The organism is Xanthomonas vasicola pv. musacearum NCPPB 4379 (genome assembly GCF_000277895.2).
Taxonomy (GTDB): domain Bacteria; phylum Pseudomonadota; class Gammaproteobacteria; order Xanthomonadales; family Xanthomonadaceae; genus Xanthomonas; species Xanthomonas vasicola.
Window position 1 is genome coordinate 2,747,940 of the sequence record NZ_CP034655.1, and the last position, 15,626, is coordinate 2,763,565.

Annotated in this window: 13 protein-coding genes and 1 pseudogene; 3 read left to right on the plus strand and 11 right to left on the minus strand. The window is 60.9% G+C overall.

The window, feature by feature from the left end; genetic code table 11:
- Positions 1–134: 134 nt before the first annotated feature.
- Positions 135–814: pseudogene (locus KWO_RS22780) on the plus strand (phophatidylserine decarboxylase associated domain-containing protein).
- Between the two features lie 4 nt (positions 815–818).
- The gene (locus KWO_RS22785; RefSeq protein ID WP_200858639.1) at positions 819–1,220 is read left to right on the plus strand and encodes a phosphatidylserine decarboxylase; all 402 of its coding nucleotides are present in this window, start codon (positions 819–821) and stop codon (positions 1,218–1,220) included.
- Positions 1,221–1,293: 73 nt separating this feature from the next.
- Here KWO_RS22785 and ggt read toward each other — a convergent pair whose 3' ends face one another.
- The 5 genes from ggt to rsmD form a co-directional block, all read right to left on the minus strand.
- Positions 1,294–3,072 (minus strand): gamma-glutamyltransferase, encoded by a 1,779-nt coding sequence (ggt, locus tag KWO_RS12815; RefSeq protein ID WP_010376601.1) that lies wholly within the window; start codon positions 3,070–3,072, stop codon positions 1,294–1,296.
- Entirely contained in the window at positions 3,069–3,353 is a 285-nt protein-coding gene (locus tag KWO_RS12820; protein ID WP_003489796.1) for a YfhL family 4Fe-4S dicluster ferredoxin, read from the minus strand. The genes ggt and KWO_RS12820 overlap by 4 nt, the downstream gene beginning before the upstream one ends.
- A gap of 231 nt (positions 3,354–3,584) precedes the next feature.
- Entirely contained in the window at positions 3,585–4,082 is a 498-nt protein-coding gene (locus KWO_RS12830; RefSeq protein ID WP_010376600.1) for a hypothetical protein, read from the minus strand.
- Between the two features lie 46 nt (positions 4,083–4,128).
- Positions 4,129–4,635 (minus strand): pantetheine-phosphate adenylyltransferase, encoded by a 507-nt coding sequence (gene coaD, locus KWO_RS12835; RefSeq protein WP_017112388.1) that lies wholly within the window; start codon positions 4,633–4,635, stop codon positions 4,129–4,131.
- Positions 4,632–5,288 (minus strand): 16S rRNA (guanine(966)-N(2))-methyltransferase RsmD, encoded by a 657-nt coding sequence (rsmD, locus tag KWO_RS12840; protein ID WP_170962538.1) that lies wholly within the window; start codon positions 5,286–5,288, stop codon positions 4,632–4,634. Before rsmD ends, coaD begins: the two co-directional genes overlap by 4 nt.
- Positions 5,289–5,492: 204 nt before the next feature.
- Here rsmD and htpG point away from each other — a divergent pair, with 204 nt between their 5' ends.
- Positions 5,493–7,397 (plus strand): molecular chaperone HtpG, encoded by a 1,905-nt coding sequence (gene htpG / locus KWO_RS12845; protein ID WP_017112302.1) that lies wholly within the window; start codon positions 5,493–5,495, stop codon positions 7,395–7,397.
- A 564-nt stretch (positions 7,398–7,961) separates the two neighbouring features.
- Here htpG and KWO_RS12850 read toward each other — a convergent pair.
- The 6 genes from KWO_RS12850 to KWO_RS12875 all read right to left on the minus strand — a co-directional run bounded on the left by KWO_RS12850 (position 7,962) and on the right by KWO_RS12875 (position 15,482).
- Positions 7,962–8,945, minus strand: a complete 984-nt coding sequence (locus tag KWO_RS12850; protein ID WP_017113471.1) for an IS5 family transposase — start codon at positions 8,943–8,945, stop codon at positions 7,962–7,964.
- Positions 8,946–9,128: 183 nt separating this feature from the next.
- On the minus strand, positions 9,129–10,034 hold the full coding sequence (locus tag KWO_RS12855) for a hypothetical protein (protein WP_010375075.1): 906 nt from the start codon (positions 10,032–10,034) through the stop codon (positions 9,129–9,131).
- Positions 10,035–10,160: 126 nt separating this feature from the next.
- Positions 10,161–11,144, minus strand: a complete 984-nt coding sequence (locus KWO_RS12860; RefSeq protein WP_017113471.1) for an IS5 family transposase — start codon at positions 11,142–11,144, stop codon at positions 10,161–10,163.
- 38 nt (positions 11,145–11,182) lie between these two features.
- Positions 11,183–11,623, minus strand: coding sequence for a hypothetical protein (locus KWO_RS12865; protein ID WP_227479767.1), 441 nt, complete (start codon positions 11,621–11,623; stop codon positions 11,183–11,185).
- Between the two features lie 842 nt (positions 11,624–12,465).
- Positions 12,466–12,756, minus strand: a complete 291-nt coding sequence (locus tag KWO_RS12870) for a helix-turn-helix transcriptional regulator (protein WP_235047229.1) — start codon at positions 12,754–12,756, stop codon at positions 12,466–12,468.
- Positions 12,757–13,100: 344 nt separating this feature from the next.
- Positions 13,101–15,482, minus strand: a complete 2,382-nt coding sequence (locus tag KWO_RS12875; RefSeq protein ID WP_010378140.1) for a glycoside hydrolase family 127 protein — start codon at positions 15,480–15,482, stop codon at positions 13,101–13,103.
- Positions 15,483–15,626 lie beyond the last annotated feature (144 nt).

Genomic DNA, 15,626 nt, shown 5'->3' on the forward strand with positions numbered 1-15,626 from the left:
AGCGCGTTCTGGATGACTGGCTGAACGCGCTGGTGCGCGAGGTCGACGCCGACACGCTGAAAGCCTCTCCGCGGCCGTTGCATCCGGTCATCGAGGATTTCAAGGCACTGATCGAAGGCGATGCGCAGATCTACATGCTGTTCCATCAGATGTTCGAGCAGGTACCGCACAAACAGCCCTGCAACCGGTATCCAACCGGCAAGCCGCAGGTCCGCGATTATCACCTGATGCTGAAATTGTTCGACGCCATCATGACGCGTGCGCCGGAGTTCAATCAGACCGGCCTTGTGGGTTTCCCGATCAATGCAATCTCGATTGGCCGATGGGCACCGGGAGCGGCGCCAGCGCGGTCTTGAACGAAAAGGTCAACGCGGCATTTCGCGCGATGCTCAACGAGTGGGCACGGTTTCTGGCCTCGCCGGATTCAACCTACGTGCTCAACAGCGATCCGGTCAGCGGCTGGTTCGGCCGCGCTGCAAAGACTGCCATGCCTTACTTCGCAACCAACCTCATCTGCGAGCCCACTGCGCCCCATTACGAATTCACCTCCTGGGACGATTTCTTTACCCGCCGCTTTCGGCCAGGCGTCTGTCCGTTCGACGCGCCCGACGACGATGCGGTCATCGTCAACGCTTGCGAATCCGCGCCCTACCGGCTGGCGCACGGCGTGCAATTGCGCGACCGTTTCTGGCTCCAGGCGCAGCCCTACTCGCTCGACCACATGCTTGCGCACGATGCATATGTCGAACAGTTTGTGGGGGGCAGCGTCTACCAGGCATTTTTTGGATGCACTCAGCTATCACCGCTAGCATAGTCCGGTGTCCGGTCGCATCGTCAAGACGCATCTACAACCTGGAACCTACTACGCACAAGCGCTTGCCGAAGGTTTCGATTCGGCCGGGCCCAACTCCTCGCAGGCCTACATCACCGAGATCGCCACGCGCGCGATGATCTACATCCAGGCCGACAATCAGGCCATCGGCGTGATGTGCTTCATGGCGGTGGGCATGGCCGAGGTCCCCACGTGCGAGCTCGGCGTCTACAAGGGGCACTACGTCAGAAAAGGCGATCCGCTCGGCATGTTCCACTTCGGCGGATCGACCCATTGCCTGATATTTCGATCAGGCATGCGCCTGACATTCGATCTTCATGGGCAGCCCCCCGGTTTGAACGCAAAAAACATTCAGGTCAACGCACGCATCGCTCGCGTGATCGCGTAAAAAAAACGAGGCGCACCGGTGTGCACCTCGCTGTTTGTCCATCGCAGACGCAGTCTGCGACGTCGTCTCTCACTCAGCGCGTCGCTGCATCCAACTGCACTTGCGCCTTGCCCACCGGGTTGCGCGGGTCGCTGCCGCCGCTGAGCACGTTGCGGCGCTTGTCCCATTCCACCGTTTGCAGGTTGCCCCACACGTGGCTGGAGCCGCGGCCGCCTTCGGCGGTGTCGCCGGGCAGTTTAAGTGCGTGTCCCATCGCTTGCAGGCCCTTGACAGTCTGCGGGGAGAACGCGTCGGTTTCGGCCTCGATCACGTCGGGAAGCCATTGGTGGTGATAGCGCGGCAACGCGCTGACTGCTTGCGCATCCAAGCCGGCGTCGTACCCCAGGATACCGAGCAGCACCATGGTGATGATGCGGCTACCGCCCGGGGTGCCGAGCACGATCGCCTTGTCGGCCGATTCCATGAAGGTCGGCGTCATCGAGCTGAGCATGCGCTTGCCCGGCTTCGGCGCGTTGGCGGCGTAGCCCATCACGCCGAACGCATTCGGGGTGCCGGGCTTGAGCGCGAAGTCGTCCATCTCGTTGTTGAGCAGCACGCCGGTGCCCTTGGGAATTAGCCCCGAGCCGTACAGCAGGTTCACCGTCTGGGTGGCGCCGACGCGGTTGCCTTCGCCATCGATGATGGAAAAGTGCGTGGTCTCGTCGTCTTCCAAAGGCGTGGGGTTGCCCGACAGCAGATCGCTGGGCGTGGCCTTGTCCGGGTTGATGGTGGCACGCAGGCCTTGCGCGTAATCCTTGCTGGTCAGCACGCGCTGCGGCACGTCCACAAAGTCCGGGTCGCCCAGGAAGAAGGTACGGTCGCGGTAAGCGCGGCGCATCGACTCCACCACCAGATGGGTGCGATGCACGTCATCGAGTGTGTTCAAGTCCCAGCCTTCCAGAATCTGCAGCATCGCCGCCAGCGCAATACCACCGGACGACGGCGGCGGCGCGGTGGTGATCTTCCAGCCGCGGTAATCGAACTGGATCGGCGTGCGCTCCTTGACCCGGTACCCTGCCAGCTCGGCCGCCTTCCACTGGCCGCCCGCCTGCTTCACGCCGGCCAGCAGCTTCTTGGCAGTTTCGCCCTTGTAGAACCCGTCGAAGCCCTCGTCGCCGAGCAGCTGCAGCGTGTGCGCCAGCTCCGGCTGCTTGAAGGTTTCGCCTTCGGCGATGGGTTTGCCGCCGCGCAGATACACCTCGCGCGTGCCGGGGTAGCGCTCCATCACCTCGCGCCGCGAGGCATAACCCTTGGCCATGCGCGCGTATACGGGGAAGCCCTCGCTGGCAATGCGAATCGAAGGTGCCAGCGACTGCTTCAGTGGCAGGCGGCCATGTTTGGCAGCCAGTTCCACCAGTGCCGCGGGCAGGCCCGGGATGCCGGCCGACCATGGGCCGTTGACCGACCGATCGCGGTCCAGCTCGCCTTTCTTGTCGAGAAATTGCGCTTCGGTGGCCGACTCAGGCGCAGTCTCCCGCGCGTCCAGCATCACATCCTTGCCGGTCTTGGCATCGTGCAGCAGGAAGAAGCCACCGCCGCCAAGCCCTGAGCTGATCGGCTCAACCACCGCCAGCGTGGACGACACCGCCACCGCGGCATCGAAGGCATTGCCGCCTTCGCGCAGGATCTGCAGGCCGGCATCGGTGGCCAGGGCATGGCCGCTGGCAATCGCCGCGCCGGGCGGATGCGCGGCAACCGCTGCAGTAGTGACCGCTGCTGGCTTGGCGGCATCGGCGCACCAGGCGGTAGGCGCCAGCACCAAGGCCAGCAACAACAGGCCACGTGCGGAGAAAGCTCGGGACAAAGTGCTCACGGGGCGGGAGGCTCCTGTTCGTACAGTTCGGGATGATCGCGCTGCAGCTGCATCAGCTTGGCCAGCAATTGATCATGGGTTTCCGGAATGGCCGGATCCGGGTCGATGCATTCGACCGGGCACACCACCACGCATTGCGCTTCGTCGAAATGGCCCACGCACTCGGTGCAACGCGCCGGGTCGATGACGTAGATGGTTTCGCCCATCGAGATGGCCTGATTCGGGCACGCCGGCTCGCAGACGTCGCAATTGACGCAGAGCTCGTTGATTTTCAGAGACATATCGGCACTACGATGCGACGTGACACAGCGCGCTTCAATCGCAAGCGCTGGAACGCAATGTACTGCTGCAGCCGAGCGCAGATGGCGCGTAGCGACAGGTGGACAACGCCGTGGGCGCTGTCGGAGACCGGCCTGACACGGCCGGCTCCGGTGGAGTGCGAACTCAGCAGCATGGTGCGTTTCCACGCCGCAGCCGGATACGCCCTCCCGCGCATCCGGCTTGGTACGGCATTACTTGGCTTCAACGAAGATGTATTCCGCGCCCTTGGGCTGGACGATGGTCTGCACACGCGCGTTGTCGGCCGCATTGCCGATGAACAGCACGCGCACACCCTTCATCGAGTCCGGTGCCACGTCCTTGAACGCCGCATCGATCAGGTCGGCCATCTTGCTGGACGCCGACGAACCGAAGGCCAGCATGTTGCCCGGCTGCACGCCGCGCGCCAGTGCGGTCTTGACGCTATCCAGCTGACGCTCGTAGCTGCCGGCAAATTCGGCGTCGGACTCCGGCGGCAAGTAGTACAGGAACGGGCTGTTGGTGGTGGTGCCCAGGTTCTGGCCGACCACTTCCTGCAGGTACTTCTTCCAGCCGGCGTTGTCATCCTTGGCCGGTGCGGTCAACGCAGCCGGAGCGGCGGCAGCGGTCGGCGCCGGCGCTTCCTTCTTGCAGGCGGTGAACGCCAGAGCGGTGATCGAAGCGAGCGCCAGAGCGCGCATGGTGTGTTTCATGAAACTCCTCCCTTTGAAAGGCGTGTGGTGATGTAACTGCAACTGATCAAGCCTGCGCGCGGGATTCGCGCACCTGCCGCAAGGCCTCGACAACCGATGCCGGCACGAAGCCGGAAACATCCCCGCCCAGCCGCGCGATTTCGCGCACCAGCGAAGACGAAATGAAGCTGTACTGCTCGGCAGGGGTGAGAAACAGCGTTTCCACTTCCGGAATCAGATGGCGGTGCATGCTGGCCATCTGGAATTCGTATTCGAAGTCCGACACCGCGCGCAGGCCGCGCAGCAGCACGCCGGCGCCCATCTCGCGCACGAAATGGGCAAGCAGGGTATCGAAGCCGCGCACTTCCACATTGGTATGTGCCGCAAGCGCTTCCTGGGCCAGCGCCACGCGGCGTTCCAGCGACAGCGCCGGGCCCTTGGACGGGCTGTACGCCACGCCCACCACCACACGCTCAAACAATGGCGCGGCGCGATTCACCAGGTCGATATGACCGTTGGTGATCGGGTCGAAGGTACCGGGATAGACCGCAGTGCGGCTATTGGCAACGCTCATACGGAGACTACCGGGGTCGGATCGCTCTTCAGTGTAGCAGCGGCCCGGCGGTACAGCGCATAGCGCACCTCACGGGTGGCGCCCTCGCGGTGCAGGTGCCAGCCGGCCGGCAGCAGCGGCGCATCGGCGGGCGCTTCCAGGTACAGCCAGGCATCGGCGGCCACATGCGCGGGCAGGCGTTCCAGCACTGCCGGCCATAGGCCAGCGGCGAACGGCGGGTCGACGAACACGATATCGGCCAGCGCTGCGGGCGCACGCTCCAGCCAGCGCACTGCGTCCTCCTGCAGCACCTGCACCTGCTTGGCGGCGTCCAGCCGGGTCACGTGCTCGCGCAGCCGCTGCGCCAGGCCGGGGTCGCGTTCGATCAGGGTGGCATGCGCGGCGCCGCGCGACACCGCCTCCAGGCCCAGCGCGCCGGACCCCGCGAACAGATCCAGCACGCGCGCACCGGGCAGACGCGGCATCAGCCAGTTGAACACCGTTTCGCGCACACGGTCGCTGCTGGGGCGCAGGCCGGGCAAGCTGGGCACCGCCAGACGCGTATTGCGCCAGCGCCCGCCAACAATGCGCACCTGCCCTTCCGCGGCCCGCGGTACCGGCCGCTGCGGGCGGTTCATCGCCAGGCGCCTATCGACGGCAAGCGGGTGAAGCATGGCAGTAGCGCGGTTGGCGACATGGTTCGAAGCAAGACGAATGGCCGGCCATGATAGCGCCCGCATCGCTACAGCCACCCTGCCCCGCGCCGGGGGCGACGCACACCTCGATCGCGCAGGCCTGCCTTGAAAAATCGGCAGACGGCCTCATCCCCCAGGCCATCGGCCGCATTGCGGCCTGGACCACCACGGAGCACGACCCCAATGACCGTTGATACCGACAAGCAGACACTTGGCTTCCAAACCGAGGTCAAGCAGCTGCTGCAGCTGATGATCCATTCGTTGTACTCGAACAAGGAAATCTTCCTGCGCGAGCTGGTCTCCAATGCTGCCGACGCCGCCGATAAGCTGCGCTTCGAAGCCTTGGTCAAGCCCGAGCTGCTGGAAGGCAGTGGCGAGTTGCGCATCCGCGTCGACTACGACAAGGACGCGCGCACCGTCGCCATCGACGACAACGGCATCGGCATGAGCCGCGAAGATGCGGTCTCGCACCTGGGCACGATTGCCAAGTCCGGCACCGCCGATTTCCTCAAGCACCTCAGTGGCGACCAGAAGAAGGACGCCAACCTGATCGGCCAGTTCGGCGTGGGCTTCTATAGCGCGTTCATCGTCGCCGACCAGGTCGATGTGTACTCGCGTCGCGCCGGTCTTCCGGCCAGCGAAGGCGTGCATTGGTCTTCGCGTGGTGAAGGCGAATTCGAAGTTGCCAGCGTCGACAAGCCCGAGCGCGGTACCCGCATCGTGTTGCACCTGAAGGACGGCGAAGACAACTTCGCCGATGGCTGGACGCTGCGCGGCATCCTCAAGAAATACTCCGACCATATCGGCCTGCCGATCGAGATGCGCAAGGAACATTACGGCGAAGACGCCGACAAGCCAGCAGAGCCGGAGTGGGAAGCGGTCAACCGCGCCAGCGCCTTGTGGACACGCCCCAAGTCCGAAATCAAGGACGAGGAATATCAGGAGTTCTATAAACACGTCGCGCACGACGTGGGCAACCCGCTGGCGTGGAGCCATAACAAGGTCGAAGGCAAGCTGGAATACACCTCGCTGCTGTTCGTGCCCGGCCGCGCGCCGTTCGACCTGTATCACCGCGATTCGGCCAAGGGCCTGAAGCTCTACGTGCAGCGCGTTTTCATCATGGACCAGGCCGAACAGTTCCTGCCGCTGTACCTGCGCTTCATCAAGGGCGTGGTGGATTCGTCGGACCTCTCGCTCAATGTCTCGCGCGAAATCCTGCAGTCCGGCCCGGTGGTCGATTCGATGAAGTCGGCGCTGACCAAGCGCTCGCTGGACATGCTGGAAAAGCTGGCCAAGGACAAGCCGGACGACTACGCCACGTTCTGGCGCAACTTCGGCCAGGCATTGAAGGAAGGCCCGGCCGAGGATTACGCAAACCGCGAAAAGATCGCCGGCCTGCTGCGTTTCTCGTCCACGCACGACACCAGCGGCGCGCAGAGCGTGGGCCTGGCCGATTATGTTGGTCGCCTCGCCGAAGGCCAGGACAAGCTGTATTACCTCACCGGCGAAAGCTACGCGCAGATCAAGGACAGCCCGCATCTTGAGGTGTTCCGCAAGAAGGGCATCGAAGTGCTGCTGCTCACCGACCGCATCGACGAATGGCTGATGAGCTACCTCACCGAATTCGACGGCAAGTCGTTCGTGGACGTGGCGCGTGGCGACCTGGACCTGGGCAAGCTGGATTCAGAAGAAGACAAGAAGGCGCAGGAAGACCTCGCCAAATCCAAGGAAGGCCTGGCCTCGCGCATCAAGGCAGCGCTGGGCGACGACGTCGCCGAAGTACGCGTCTCGCATCGCCTGACCGATTCCCCGGCGATCTTGGCCATCGGTCAGGGCGACCTGGGCCTGCAGATGCGCCAGCTGCTGGAAGCCAGCGGCCAGGCGGTGCCGGAAAGCAAGCCGGTGTTCGAGTTCAATCCCACCCACCCGCTGATCGAGAAACTCGACGCGGAACAGGATATGGATCGCTTCGGCGACCTGAGCCGCGTGTTGTTCGACCAGGCTGCGTTGGCTGCGGGCGATAGTTTGAAGGATCCGGCCGCGTATGTGCGGCGGTTGAATAAGTTGTTGTTGGAGTTGTCTGCCTGAGAGCTGCGATGGAGCAGCTGAAATTACAACGGCCGGCGCAGACTCTGGCCGTTGTAATTCTTCTGGCAACTGCTTGAACAATTCTCAGCGCCCGTTCGACCAATGCCTGGGAAACGTATAACCGCAGACCAAATCCACCATCCATCCAGAGCTATTCGTGAGTCTCGAAAGATGTCTACCACATTACCGACATAGAATGCTCATCGAATTGGATTCAATGCAACTTCTAGTCATTCTATCCAGCCGTCGTTTTAAACCGCCACGAAAAGCTTTGCATGGGCGGCAACGAATCACGACTTACCAAGCTAGCCAAAGGTCAATCCACCTTAAACAGCTTCTTTACCCTGATACAGCAGGGCACGATTATGAAGGCACTAATAACCGACCAGTTCTGCCGCAGCTGAATTCCAATAAATAGGACGAATACATCCACGCCAATCATGTTCACTAGGGATGGTCTGATCAACGCGACCGGAAAACGAAGCAACCGCATCCGCCGCGCTGAGGGCGCTCAAATCGCCGATTTTTTGCCGGTTTCGGCACGTTTGCGGGGTGTTGCCTGGATTACAGGCACAGCTTCCCCGCAGCAGGCATTAACGCTTTGCGCGTCAGCCACAGATTCGATAGTGCAAACAGCGTCAGCACCTGTGCGGTGTTCTTCGCCAAACCGCGATAGCGCACCTTGACGTAACCAAACTGACGCTTGATCACCCGAAACGGGTGTTCCACCTTCGCACGCAGGCTGGCTTTGGTGTGCTCCCAGCGCTTGGCCAACTTCAGTTCGCGCTTATTCTTGATCTGCTTCAGCTTCGAGGGCTTCTCCGCGATCAGGTAGCGCAGCGTGCGCTTGCCCTTCATCTCATCGCGCTTGTCCAGCCCGGTGTAGCCGCTGTCGCCGCTCACAGTGTCTTCCTTGCCGTGCAGCAGCTTGTGCGCCTGCGTGATGTCCGCTGCGTTGGCCGCCGTGCATTCCACGTGGTGCACCAGGCCCGACTCATCGTCCACCCCGATGTGCGCCTTCATCCCGAAGAAGTACTGGTTGCCCTTCTTGGTCTGGTGCATGTCCGGATCGCGCTCGCCATCCTTGTTCTTGGTCGAACTTGGCGCCGCAATGATCGTGGCATCCACGATCGTCCCGCCCCGCAGACTCTGCCCTTTACGCGACAGGTGCGCGTTGACCCGGTTGAACAGCTTGCGCGCCAAATCATGCCGCTCCAGCAAATGCCGGAAGTTGAGAATCGTCGTTTCATCCGGCACCTCATCCAGCCCGCCGATCTTCGCAAAACGGCGCATCGACACCGTGTCGTACAGTGCTTCTTCCGCCGATGGATCGCTCAGTGCGTACCACTGCTGCAAAAAGTGGATGCGCAGCATCGTCTCCAGCCGATACGGCTGTCGCCCCGGCTGCCCCGACTTCGGGTAGTGCGGTTCGATCAGTGCCAGCAGATCCTTCCACGGCACGACCTGGTCCATCTCGGCCAAGAACACCTCACGCCGCGTCCGCTTGCGCTTGCCGTTGTACTCCGCATCGCCGAAGGTCAGTTGCATCGTCGTTGTCCCGTTGCGTCTGTGTGATTGTCGCAGGATCAAGGGGAGTTGTTCAGAGTTTCCCTAGCAGCACAGCCGAGAGCAACTCGGGATTCGACAAAAACAAGATGACCGTTGCAAATAGGATGCCCCCCGCCCACCGGCGGGCGAACGGTGTTTTTAATTTTTCTCGAAAGAAACCGGTCATTTGGCTTCGCTCTGCTCCCGGTCCAGCCACCTCCTCGCCGAACGGCGGACCGCCGGATCTGCATGACGTTCGGCTCTGCGCCACAGCCCGTCTCTCTCCCCTGGAGCAAGCAGGCTAGCCACTTCTAGTGCCGCATTGCGCACACGCCAATGACGGCTACCAAAGGCGAGTTGCTCTATGGAGTTGTAGGCTTCAGTCGTTCCCAGCAGCGCGGCAAAGGTTAGCAACGACATGCACCCCACGTTAGGAGAAGTTATGACTCCGGTGATCTGCGATTTGGTGACGTCGAAGCTGTACTGATCAGCAAGCCGCTCATACGGCGGCACGACAAGAAGGTTAAGCGATATCGACAATTCCTCACAAGGCAGTTGGGTATGCACATCTTCGCAAGCTCGGAATAGGATAACCTTGCCCCGAGGCAATGACGTCTTTTCCATATAGGCAAGCTCCACCCTTTCACCGATGTAGCCCTGGATACGATCTGGCTTGCATTCATGAATTTCTGTCCAATAGCCACTACCTAGATAGCCTACCGTCAGCAACTCAAAGTTGTGATTATGTGCGTAATTGTATGAATAGAGATTGGAGTCGTGGACCATGCTACCTGCCCGTGCAACGGGCGCCTTCCACACATTCGCGCGAATCTTGAATGTCGGATCGGAATGCAGAATGATCGATTGGCTCGAAACGCCCATATTATCATTGAAGTAGTCATCCCGCTCCAGCAACGTCGAATTGATTGCCCTCACCAGTAGTTCGCGGTCGTTGGCCAGTGCCGAGAGCACGTCCGAGGCACCCAAAATGCTGTCGTAGTCGCCATAATTAACGTGGCTGCGGCAGTAAGAAACAAGGTCTTCCACGCTAGCGCTGCCTTGCACTGCGGGATATAGACTGAATGCCATTAAATGTCCTTAGGGATGGTCTGATCAACGCGACCGGAAAACGAAGCAACCGCATCCGCCGCGCTGAGGGCGCTCAAATCGCCGATTTTTTGCCGGTTTCGGCACGTTTGCGGGGTGTTGCCTGGATTACAGGCACAGCTTCCCCGCAGCAGGCATTAACGCTTTGCGCGTCAGCCACAGATTCGATAGTGCAAACAGCGTCAGCACCTGTGCGGTGTTCTTCGCCAAACCGCGATAGCGCACCTTGACGTAACCAAACTGACGCTTGATCACCCGAAACGGGTGTTCCACCTTCGCACGCAGGCTGGCTTTGGTGTGCTCCCAGCGCTTGGCCAACTTCAGTTCGCGCTTATTCTTGATCTGCTTCAGCTTCGAGGGCTTCTCCGCGATCAGGTAGCGCAGCGTGCGCTTGCCCTTCATCTCATCGCGCTTGTCCAGCCCGGTGTAGCCGCTGTCGCCGCTCACAGTGTCTTCCTTGCCGTGCAGCAGCTTGTGCGCCTGCGTGATGTCCGCTGCGTTGGCCGCCGTGCATTCCACGTGGTGCACCAGGCCCGACTCATCGTCCACCCCGATGTGCGCCTTCATCCCGAAGAAGTACTGGTTGCCCTTCTTGGTCTGGTGCATGTCCGGATCGCGCTCGCCATCCTTGTTCTTGGTCGAACTTGGCGCCGCAATGATCGTGGCATCCACGATCGTCCCGCCCCGCAGACTCTGCCCTTTACGCGACAGGTGCGCGTTGACCCGGTTGAACAGCTTGCGCGCCAAATCATGCCGCTCCAGCAAATGCCGGAAGTTGAGAATCGTCGTTTCATCCGGCACCTCATCCAGCCCGCCGATCTTCGCAAAACGGCGCATCGACACCGTGTCGTACAGTGCTTCTTCCGCCGATGGATCGCTCAGTGCGTACCACTGCTGCAAAAAGTGGATGCGCAGCATCGTCTCCAGCCGATACGGCTGTCGCCCCGGCTGCCCCGACTTCGGGTAGTGCGGTTCGATCAGTGCCAGCAGATCCTTCCACGGCACGACCTGGTCCATCTCGGCCAAGAACACCTCACGCCGCGTCCGCTTGCGCTTGCCGTTGTACTCCGCATCGCCGAAGGTCAGTTGCATCGTCGTTGTCCCGTTGCGTCTGTGTGATTGTCGCAGGATCAAGGGGAGTTGTTCAGAGTTTCCTTAGAGTCTGGCGGAAAGTAATAGCGTGCAATCGAAAACTCCTGACCGCTCATGTTACCAACAAGGCAGTTGAAGTTTAGGCTCTGCAGTAATGGAGCCGGGCGAGGTTTACGCGCAACCAGTCGCAGTGAATAATCCCTTGTCTCCAAGACCACCCATTCCTCGGCAGTCTTGGAGAGCCAATCGGGGTGCACGAGATCTCCATTGGCTACGGACTGCAAGGATTGGACAACAATTCGTGACAAGTCATCCGAGAGCAACAGGCTATCGAACCACGCCCGGCAATCATGGGTCAGGTGCTCAGCCCTACCTTTTGCCACGCAGTCATCGGCTGCGGCTGCTAATGCACTGAGCTGCGGGAAACATTCTTTGTCAGACAGATAGCTTCTTTGGTCATGCATTGCTTTCACCATCACGTAAGCGTTCAAAGTCCGTATATAACGCATCACTTGCCATAATCAGGCCCCCCTCCTGCAGACGACGGAGGGGGGGGTGCGTCGGCACTTACTTACAAAATGACGACGGCGATAGTGATCACGATACCCAACTCGGTGGTCGTGTTGGTGGTGGGAGCGACATCATCCAATAGATCTTCCAGTACGACAGACTTGCGTTCCATGCTGCATCCTTTTTAGGAAGTTTAAGTAGGCTCTTGCTTAAATCAGGCGAATGCATCGCAAGGCGATCCATGCCCGACCTAATTAATCTACACAAGGACTTCACATGCAACTGCGTTGCTGTGCACAGCACAGCAACTGCTGTTTGTCATTGACGACATAAACGAATCTAGATGTCCTGCAGCGATCACGCTTAACCTAACTAGGCGACAACGATGCAGCTCTCCATTACCAGCGCGTGGCACAACGGCAAGCGTACGCGCCAGGAGGCTTGTCGCTGTGATGAATGAAGTGGTGCGTGGATGGCCTTGACGAGAATCTTCTGATCCGCACTCCTAGAAGCCAGCACAGCCCGACCGTCAACCTTGCCTGCTGGAAACGATGCGACACCCCAATTTTTTACAACAGTTGTATGCGCTATCCAGGCATAGCGAAGAACACTGCACAGATACTGACGCTGCGTGCGCTATTGAACCTACGACTAAAGCGAAGACAATTTCAGCCTGCCACTGCAGAGGGCGCCTGTGATCTGGGAACTCACCACGAGCAATCTGGAGACAGCAGAAAGTCGATGGACTGAACACGACCTCCGTGTTCGAGGTCGTTGTCCTGCTCCCTGAGTAGCGTTGATCAGTGCACATCTATAAATAATTTTCAGCATTCTCAAGAAGCGCTACCACGCTTGCCAGGAATGACACTGGCAGATGCTTTGATAGGGAAAGCATTTTTGACTCGAGCCCCGCACGTACTCCGCCCACCTCTGGGAGCTTCGGACGATCCTCACCGTGAAACAGCCAGTTTGGACTCACTCGCAGTACACTACTCATCGCATACAGGTGATCGATGCTAGGAGCAAATCCGTTTTTACGTTCCCAGTGCCCGACCGTTGCCCGGTTGACGTCCAATTTTTGCGCTAGCTCGGTCTGAGACATTCCGACCCCAATCCTGGCGGCCCGAATCCTCGCTGCTAGCGAATTTGTTTCGCTGTCCAATTAGCCTCTCCACCATCTCCCAAATGCACAGTTTCGAAGTCTCCTCACTTGAAGAGCCGAAGTCAAATGCAAGAAAGCGCTTTAACCGGATGAAAGCAAGGACCATCGAAGCTCTAGTTACTTTGCGCGGAAGCAGCGAATTTGCGGCTGGGTGAAATGGTGTTATCCCACTTATGCAGAGCACGATTCGTTCTGCTTCATCAGCCTTTTTGCCTTCAGGCAGAGCTACTCCCTGGTCGACTGCAGCCGCCGGTCCCACTCATAAAGCGAAGTCGTGATCGCTGCTATCTTCGCGCCGACTCCAGCACCCAACACCCAAATGCAGGCCCTGCCGAATAACCGGTCTCCGGTTCGATGCGAATCTGCAGGGTGTCGCGGCCGGCGATCGTTGCTGGCAATGCGTAGTCCACATCGACGAACTCCAGGCCGCGGTTGCCGTCAAGGCGTTCGTTGGCGATGAGTTCGCCGTCGGCGAGGATGCGGAAGCGGCGGCGGGTTTCGTCGCCCCAGTAGCGTAGGCGCAGGATGCGGGCCTGGGCGGTGTTGCGCAGGATGAAGGCGATGAAGCCGCCGGTGCGGGCGTCGCGTCCCGCGCGGCGGCGGTAGCTAAGTGGATACGAGCTTTCGCTTTGTAGGGCGTGTGCTTTTTCGGAGGCTTCATCGCCCAGCGCGATGCGATCGAGCGCGCGGGTGTCGAGTGCGTGTTGCGCCGCCGCGACTGCCGCCAGTTCGGTCTGGCGTTGCTGCCATGCGGCGGCGTCGCGGTGTTCCAGATAGACCGCGCTGCGGCGGTCGAACTGGGCGTAGAACGGCGACAACTGCCACTGTTGTGCGCCATCGCTGTAGGTGAACGCGTTCTTGCCCGGCACTGGCTGCAGGCGTTGCAGGATGTCCTGGCCGCCGATCAATGCCGGGCTCTTGCCCGACCACGGTTTGGCGGCATCACCCAGATCGACCGCAAGCACCAACGGCCCGCGCAGCACCGAGACCCAGGCCGGATCGTCCGGGGTCGTTTCCAGGCGCAGCGGCATGTCGAACGACAGGCTCAAGGTATCGCCGGGCTGCCAGACGCGCGTGATGCGTAGATAGCCATCGCTGGCGCTGCCATCGACTGGCTGGCCATTGAGTTGCAGGTGCGGCTGTTGCACCCAACCTGGCACGCGCAGTGCGAGCGTGCGTTGCGCTGGCGGCGCCGCATCGATGCGCAGTGATGCACTGCCCTGCTCCGGCAAGGCGCTGTGCAAGGTCATGTCCAGGCCGGCGGCATCGCGCACCGTGGAGGGCACGTACAGATTGATGTAGACGCCCTGCCCGTCCTGCCAGTAGATGGAATCGCCGAATTGTGCGTGCGCTTCCATGCCACTGCCGACGCAGCACCAGAAATCGTCGAATGGCGACGACCAGCCGCGCGCTTCGCCGGCCAGCAGCGGTGTCATATAGGTAAACATGCCGGTACGTGGATGCTGCTGCGCCATCACATGGTTGAGCAAGGTGCGCTCGTAGTAATCGAACAGCTCCGCCTGCGGCCCCCATTGATACACATGACGGGTGAGCTTGAGCATGTTGTAGCTGGCGCAGTGCTCGCAGGTCTGCTCGGTGAGAAACTTCGAAATGCTGTCCGGCTGCTGGAAATATTCGCGGTCGCCGTTGCCGCCGATCACATAGGTGTGGTGGTCGGTGACGGTGTGCCAGAAGAAGCGCGCTGCGGCGCCGGATGCGGCATCGCCGGTGACCTCGTACTCGCGGGCAAGGCCGATCAGCTTGGGGATGTTGGTGTTGGAATGCTGGTGCACCAGTTCATCGCGCTGGGCGACCAATGGGTCGAGCACGGCGTGGTGATGCAGGCGCTGCGCCAGCGCCAACCATTGCGCATCGCCGGTTCGCACATGCAGCTCGACGAACGATTCGTTGAGGCCGCCGAATTCGCACGACAACACTTTTTGCAATTGCGCGTCGTCGAGCGCTGAGAAAATTCCCTGCAGGTATCCAGCCAAGCTCACCGCCACCTGCAGCGCTTGCACGTTATCGCAATGCGCATGCACGTCGAGCAGTCCGGCAAACAGTTTGTGCCAGGTGTACAGGGGTGCCCAGCTGCCGTTGAGATAAAACGGCGCCGGGTCGATCTTGCCGCGTTTGAGTTCGTCGAAGACCGCCCGCCCACTCTCGATTTTTCCCGCTGCATTCTTGCGCGTGAAACCGGCCACATAGCCATCGCCTGCATGTGCCTGGCAGCGCGCCAGTTCACTGACCAGATAGCCGGCGCGCGTGCGGCACTGCGCATCGCCGGTTTGCGCATGCATGAGGGCCAAAGCGCTGAGATAGTGACCGAGCGTATGCCCGGCGATGGTGTCCGCTTCCCAACCGCCATAGGCCGGCGCCTGCGGGTCGAGGCCGGCATACAGCACGAAGTTATGCAGCAGGCGGTCCGGCTGCAGCCGCATGAGATAGCGCCGGTTAGTGTTCAGCGCATCCAGGAACAGCGATGGCATGAGCCGGACCTGGGCAAGCGGCACTGCGCGCACGCTGCCCGGTTGCGCAGCGCTGGCCTGGGCCGGAAACCGCAGGAATCCTGCCGCAACCGCCAGGCTGCTCCAGGCCAAAAAGCGCCGCCGCGATAGCGACAGCGTGTGGGTGCAGGTCGATTCGCTTGCGTGCGTATCGGTCATGAGGTCAGCTCAACTCCTGATGGCGCGCACGCACTGCGCGCGCAGTTGCAATAACGTCATCGTCGCTGCACTGGCAAGGCTGGCCGTGACGTGGCGTCTGCACGACCGGTCGCACCCGGCCGCGCAGCGCGGCAAGACACCAGC

Coding starts and splice junctions, on each gene's coding strand:
- KWO_RS12860 (WP_017113471.1), bottom strand. CDS start 11,144: ATGCAACTGACCTTCGGCGATGCGGAGTACAACGGCAAGCGCAAGCGG.
- KWO_RS12875 (WP_010378140.1), bottom strand. CDS start 15,482: ATGACCGATACGCACGCAAGCGAATCGACCTGCACCCACACGCTGTCG.
- KWO_RS12850 (WP_017113471.1), bottom strand. CDS start 8,945: ATGCAACTGACCTTCGGCGATGCGGAGTACAACGGCAAGCGCAAGCGG.
- rsmD (WP_170962538.1), bottom strand. CDS start 5,288: ATGCTTCACCCGCTTGCCGTCGATAGGCGCCTGGCGATGAACCGCCCG.
- htpG (WP_017112302.1), top strand. CDS start 5,493: ATGACCGTTGATACCGACAAGCAGACACTTGGCTTCCAAACCGAGGTC.
- KWO_RS12855 (WP_010375075.1), bottom strand. CDS start 10,034: ATGGCATTCAGTCTATATCCCGCAGTGCAAGGCAGCGCTAGCGTGGAA.
- KWO_RS12870 (WP_235047229.1), bottom strand. CDS start 12,756: ATGTCTCAGACCGAGCTAGCGCAAAAATTGGACGTCAACCGGGCAACG.
- KWO_RS12830 (WP_010376600.1), bottom strand. CDS start 4,082: ATGAAACACACCATGCGCGCTCTGGCGCTCGCTTCGATCACCGCTCTG.
- KWO_RS12820 (WP_003489796.1), bottom strand. CDS start 3,353: ATGTCTCTGAAAATCAACGAGCTCTGCGTCAATTGCGACGTCTGCGAG.
- coaD (WP_017112388.1), bottom strand. CDS start 4,635: ATGAGCGTTGCCAATAGCCGCACTGCGGTCTATCCCGGTACCTTCGAC.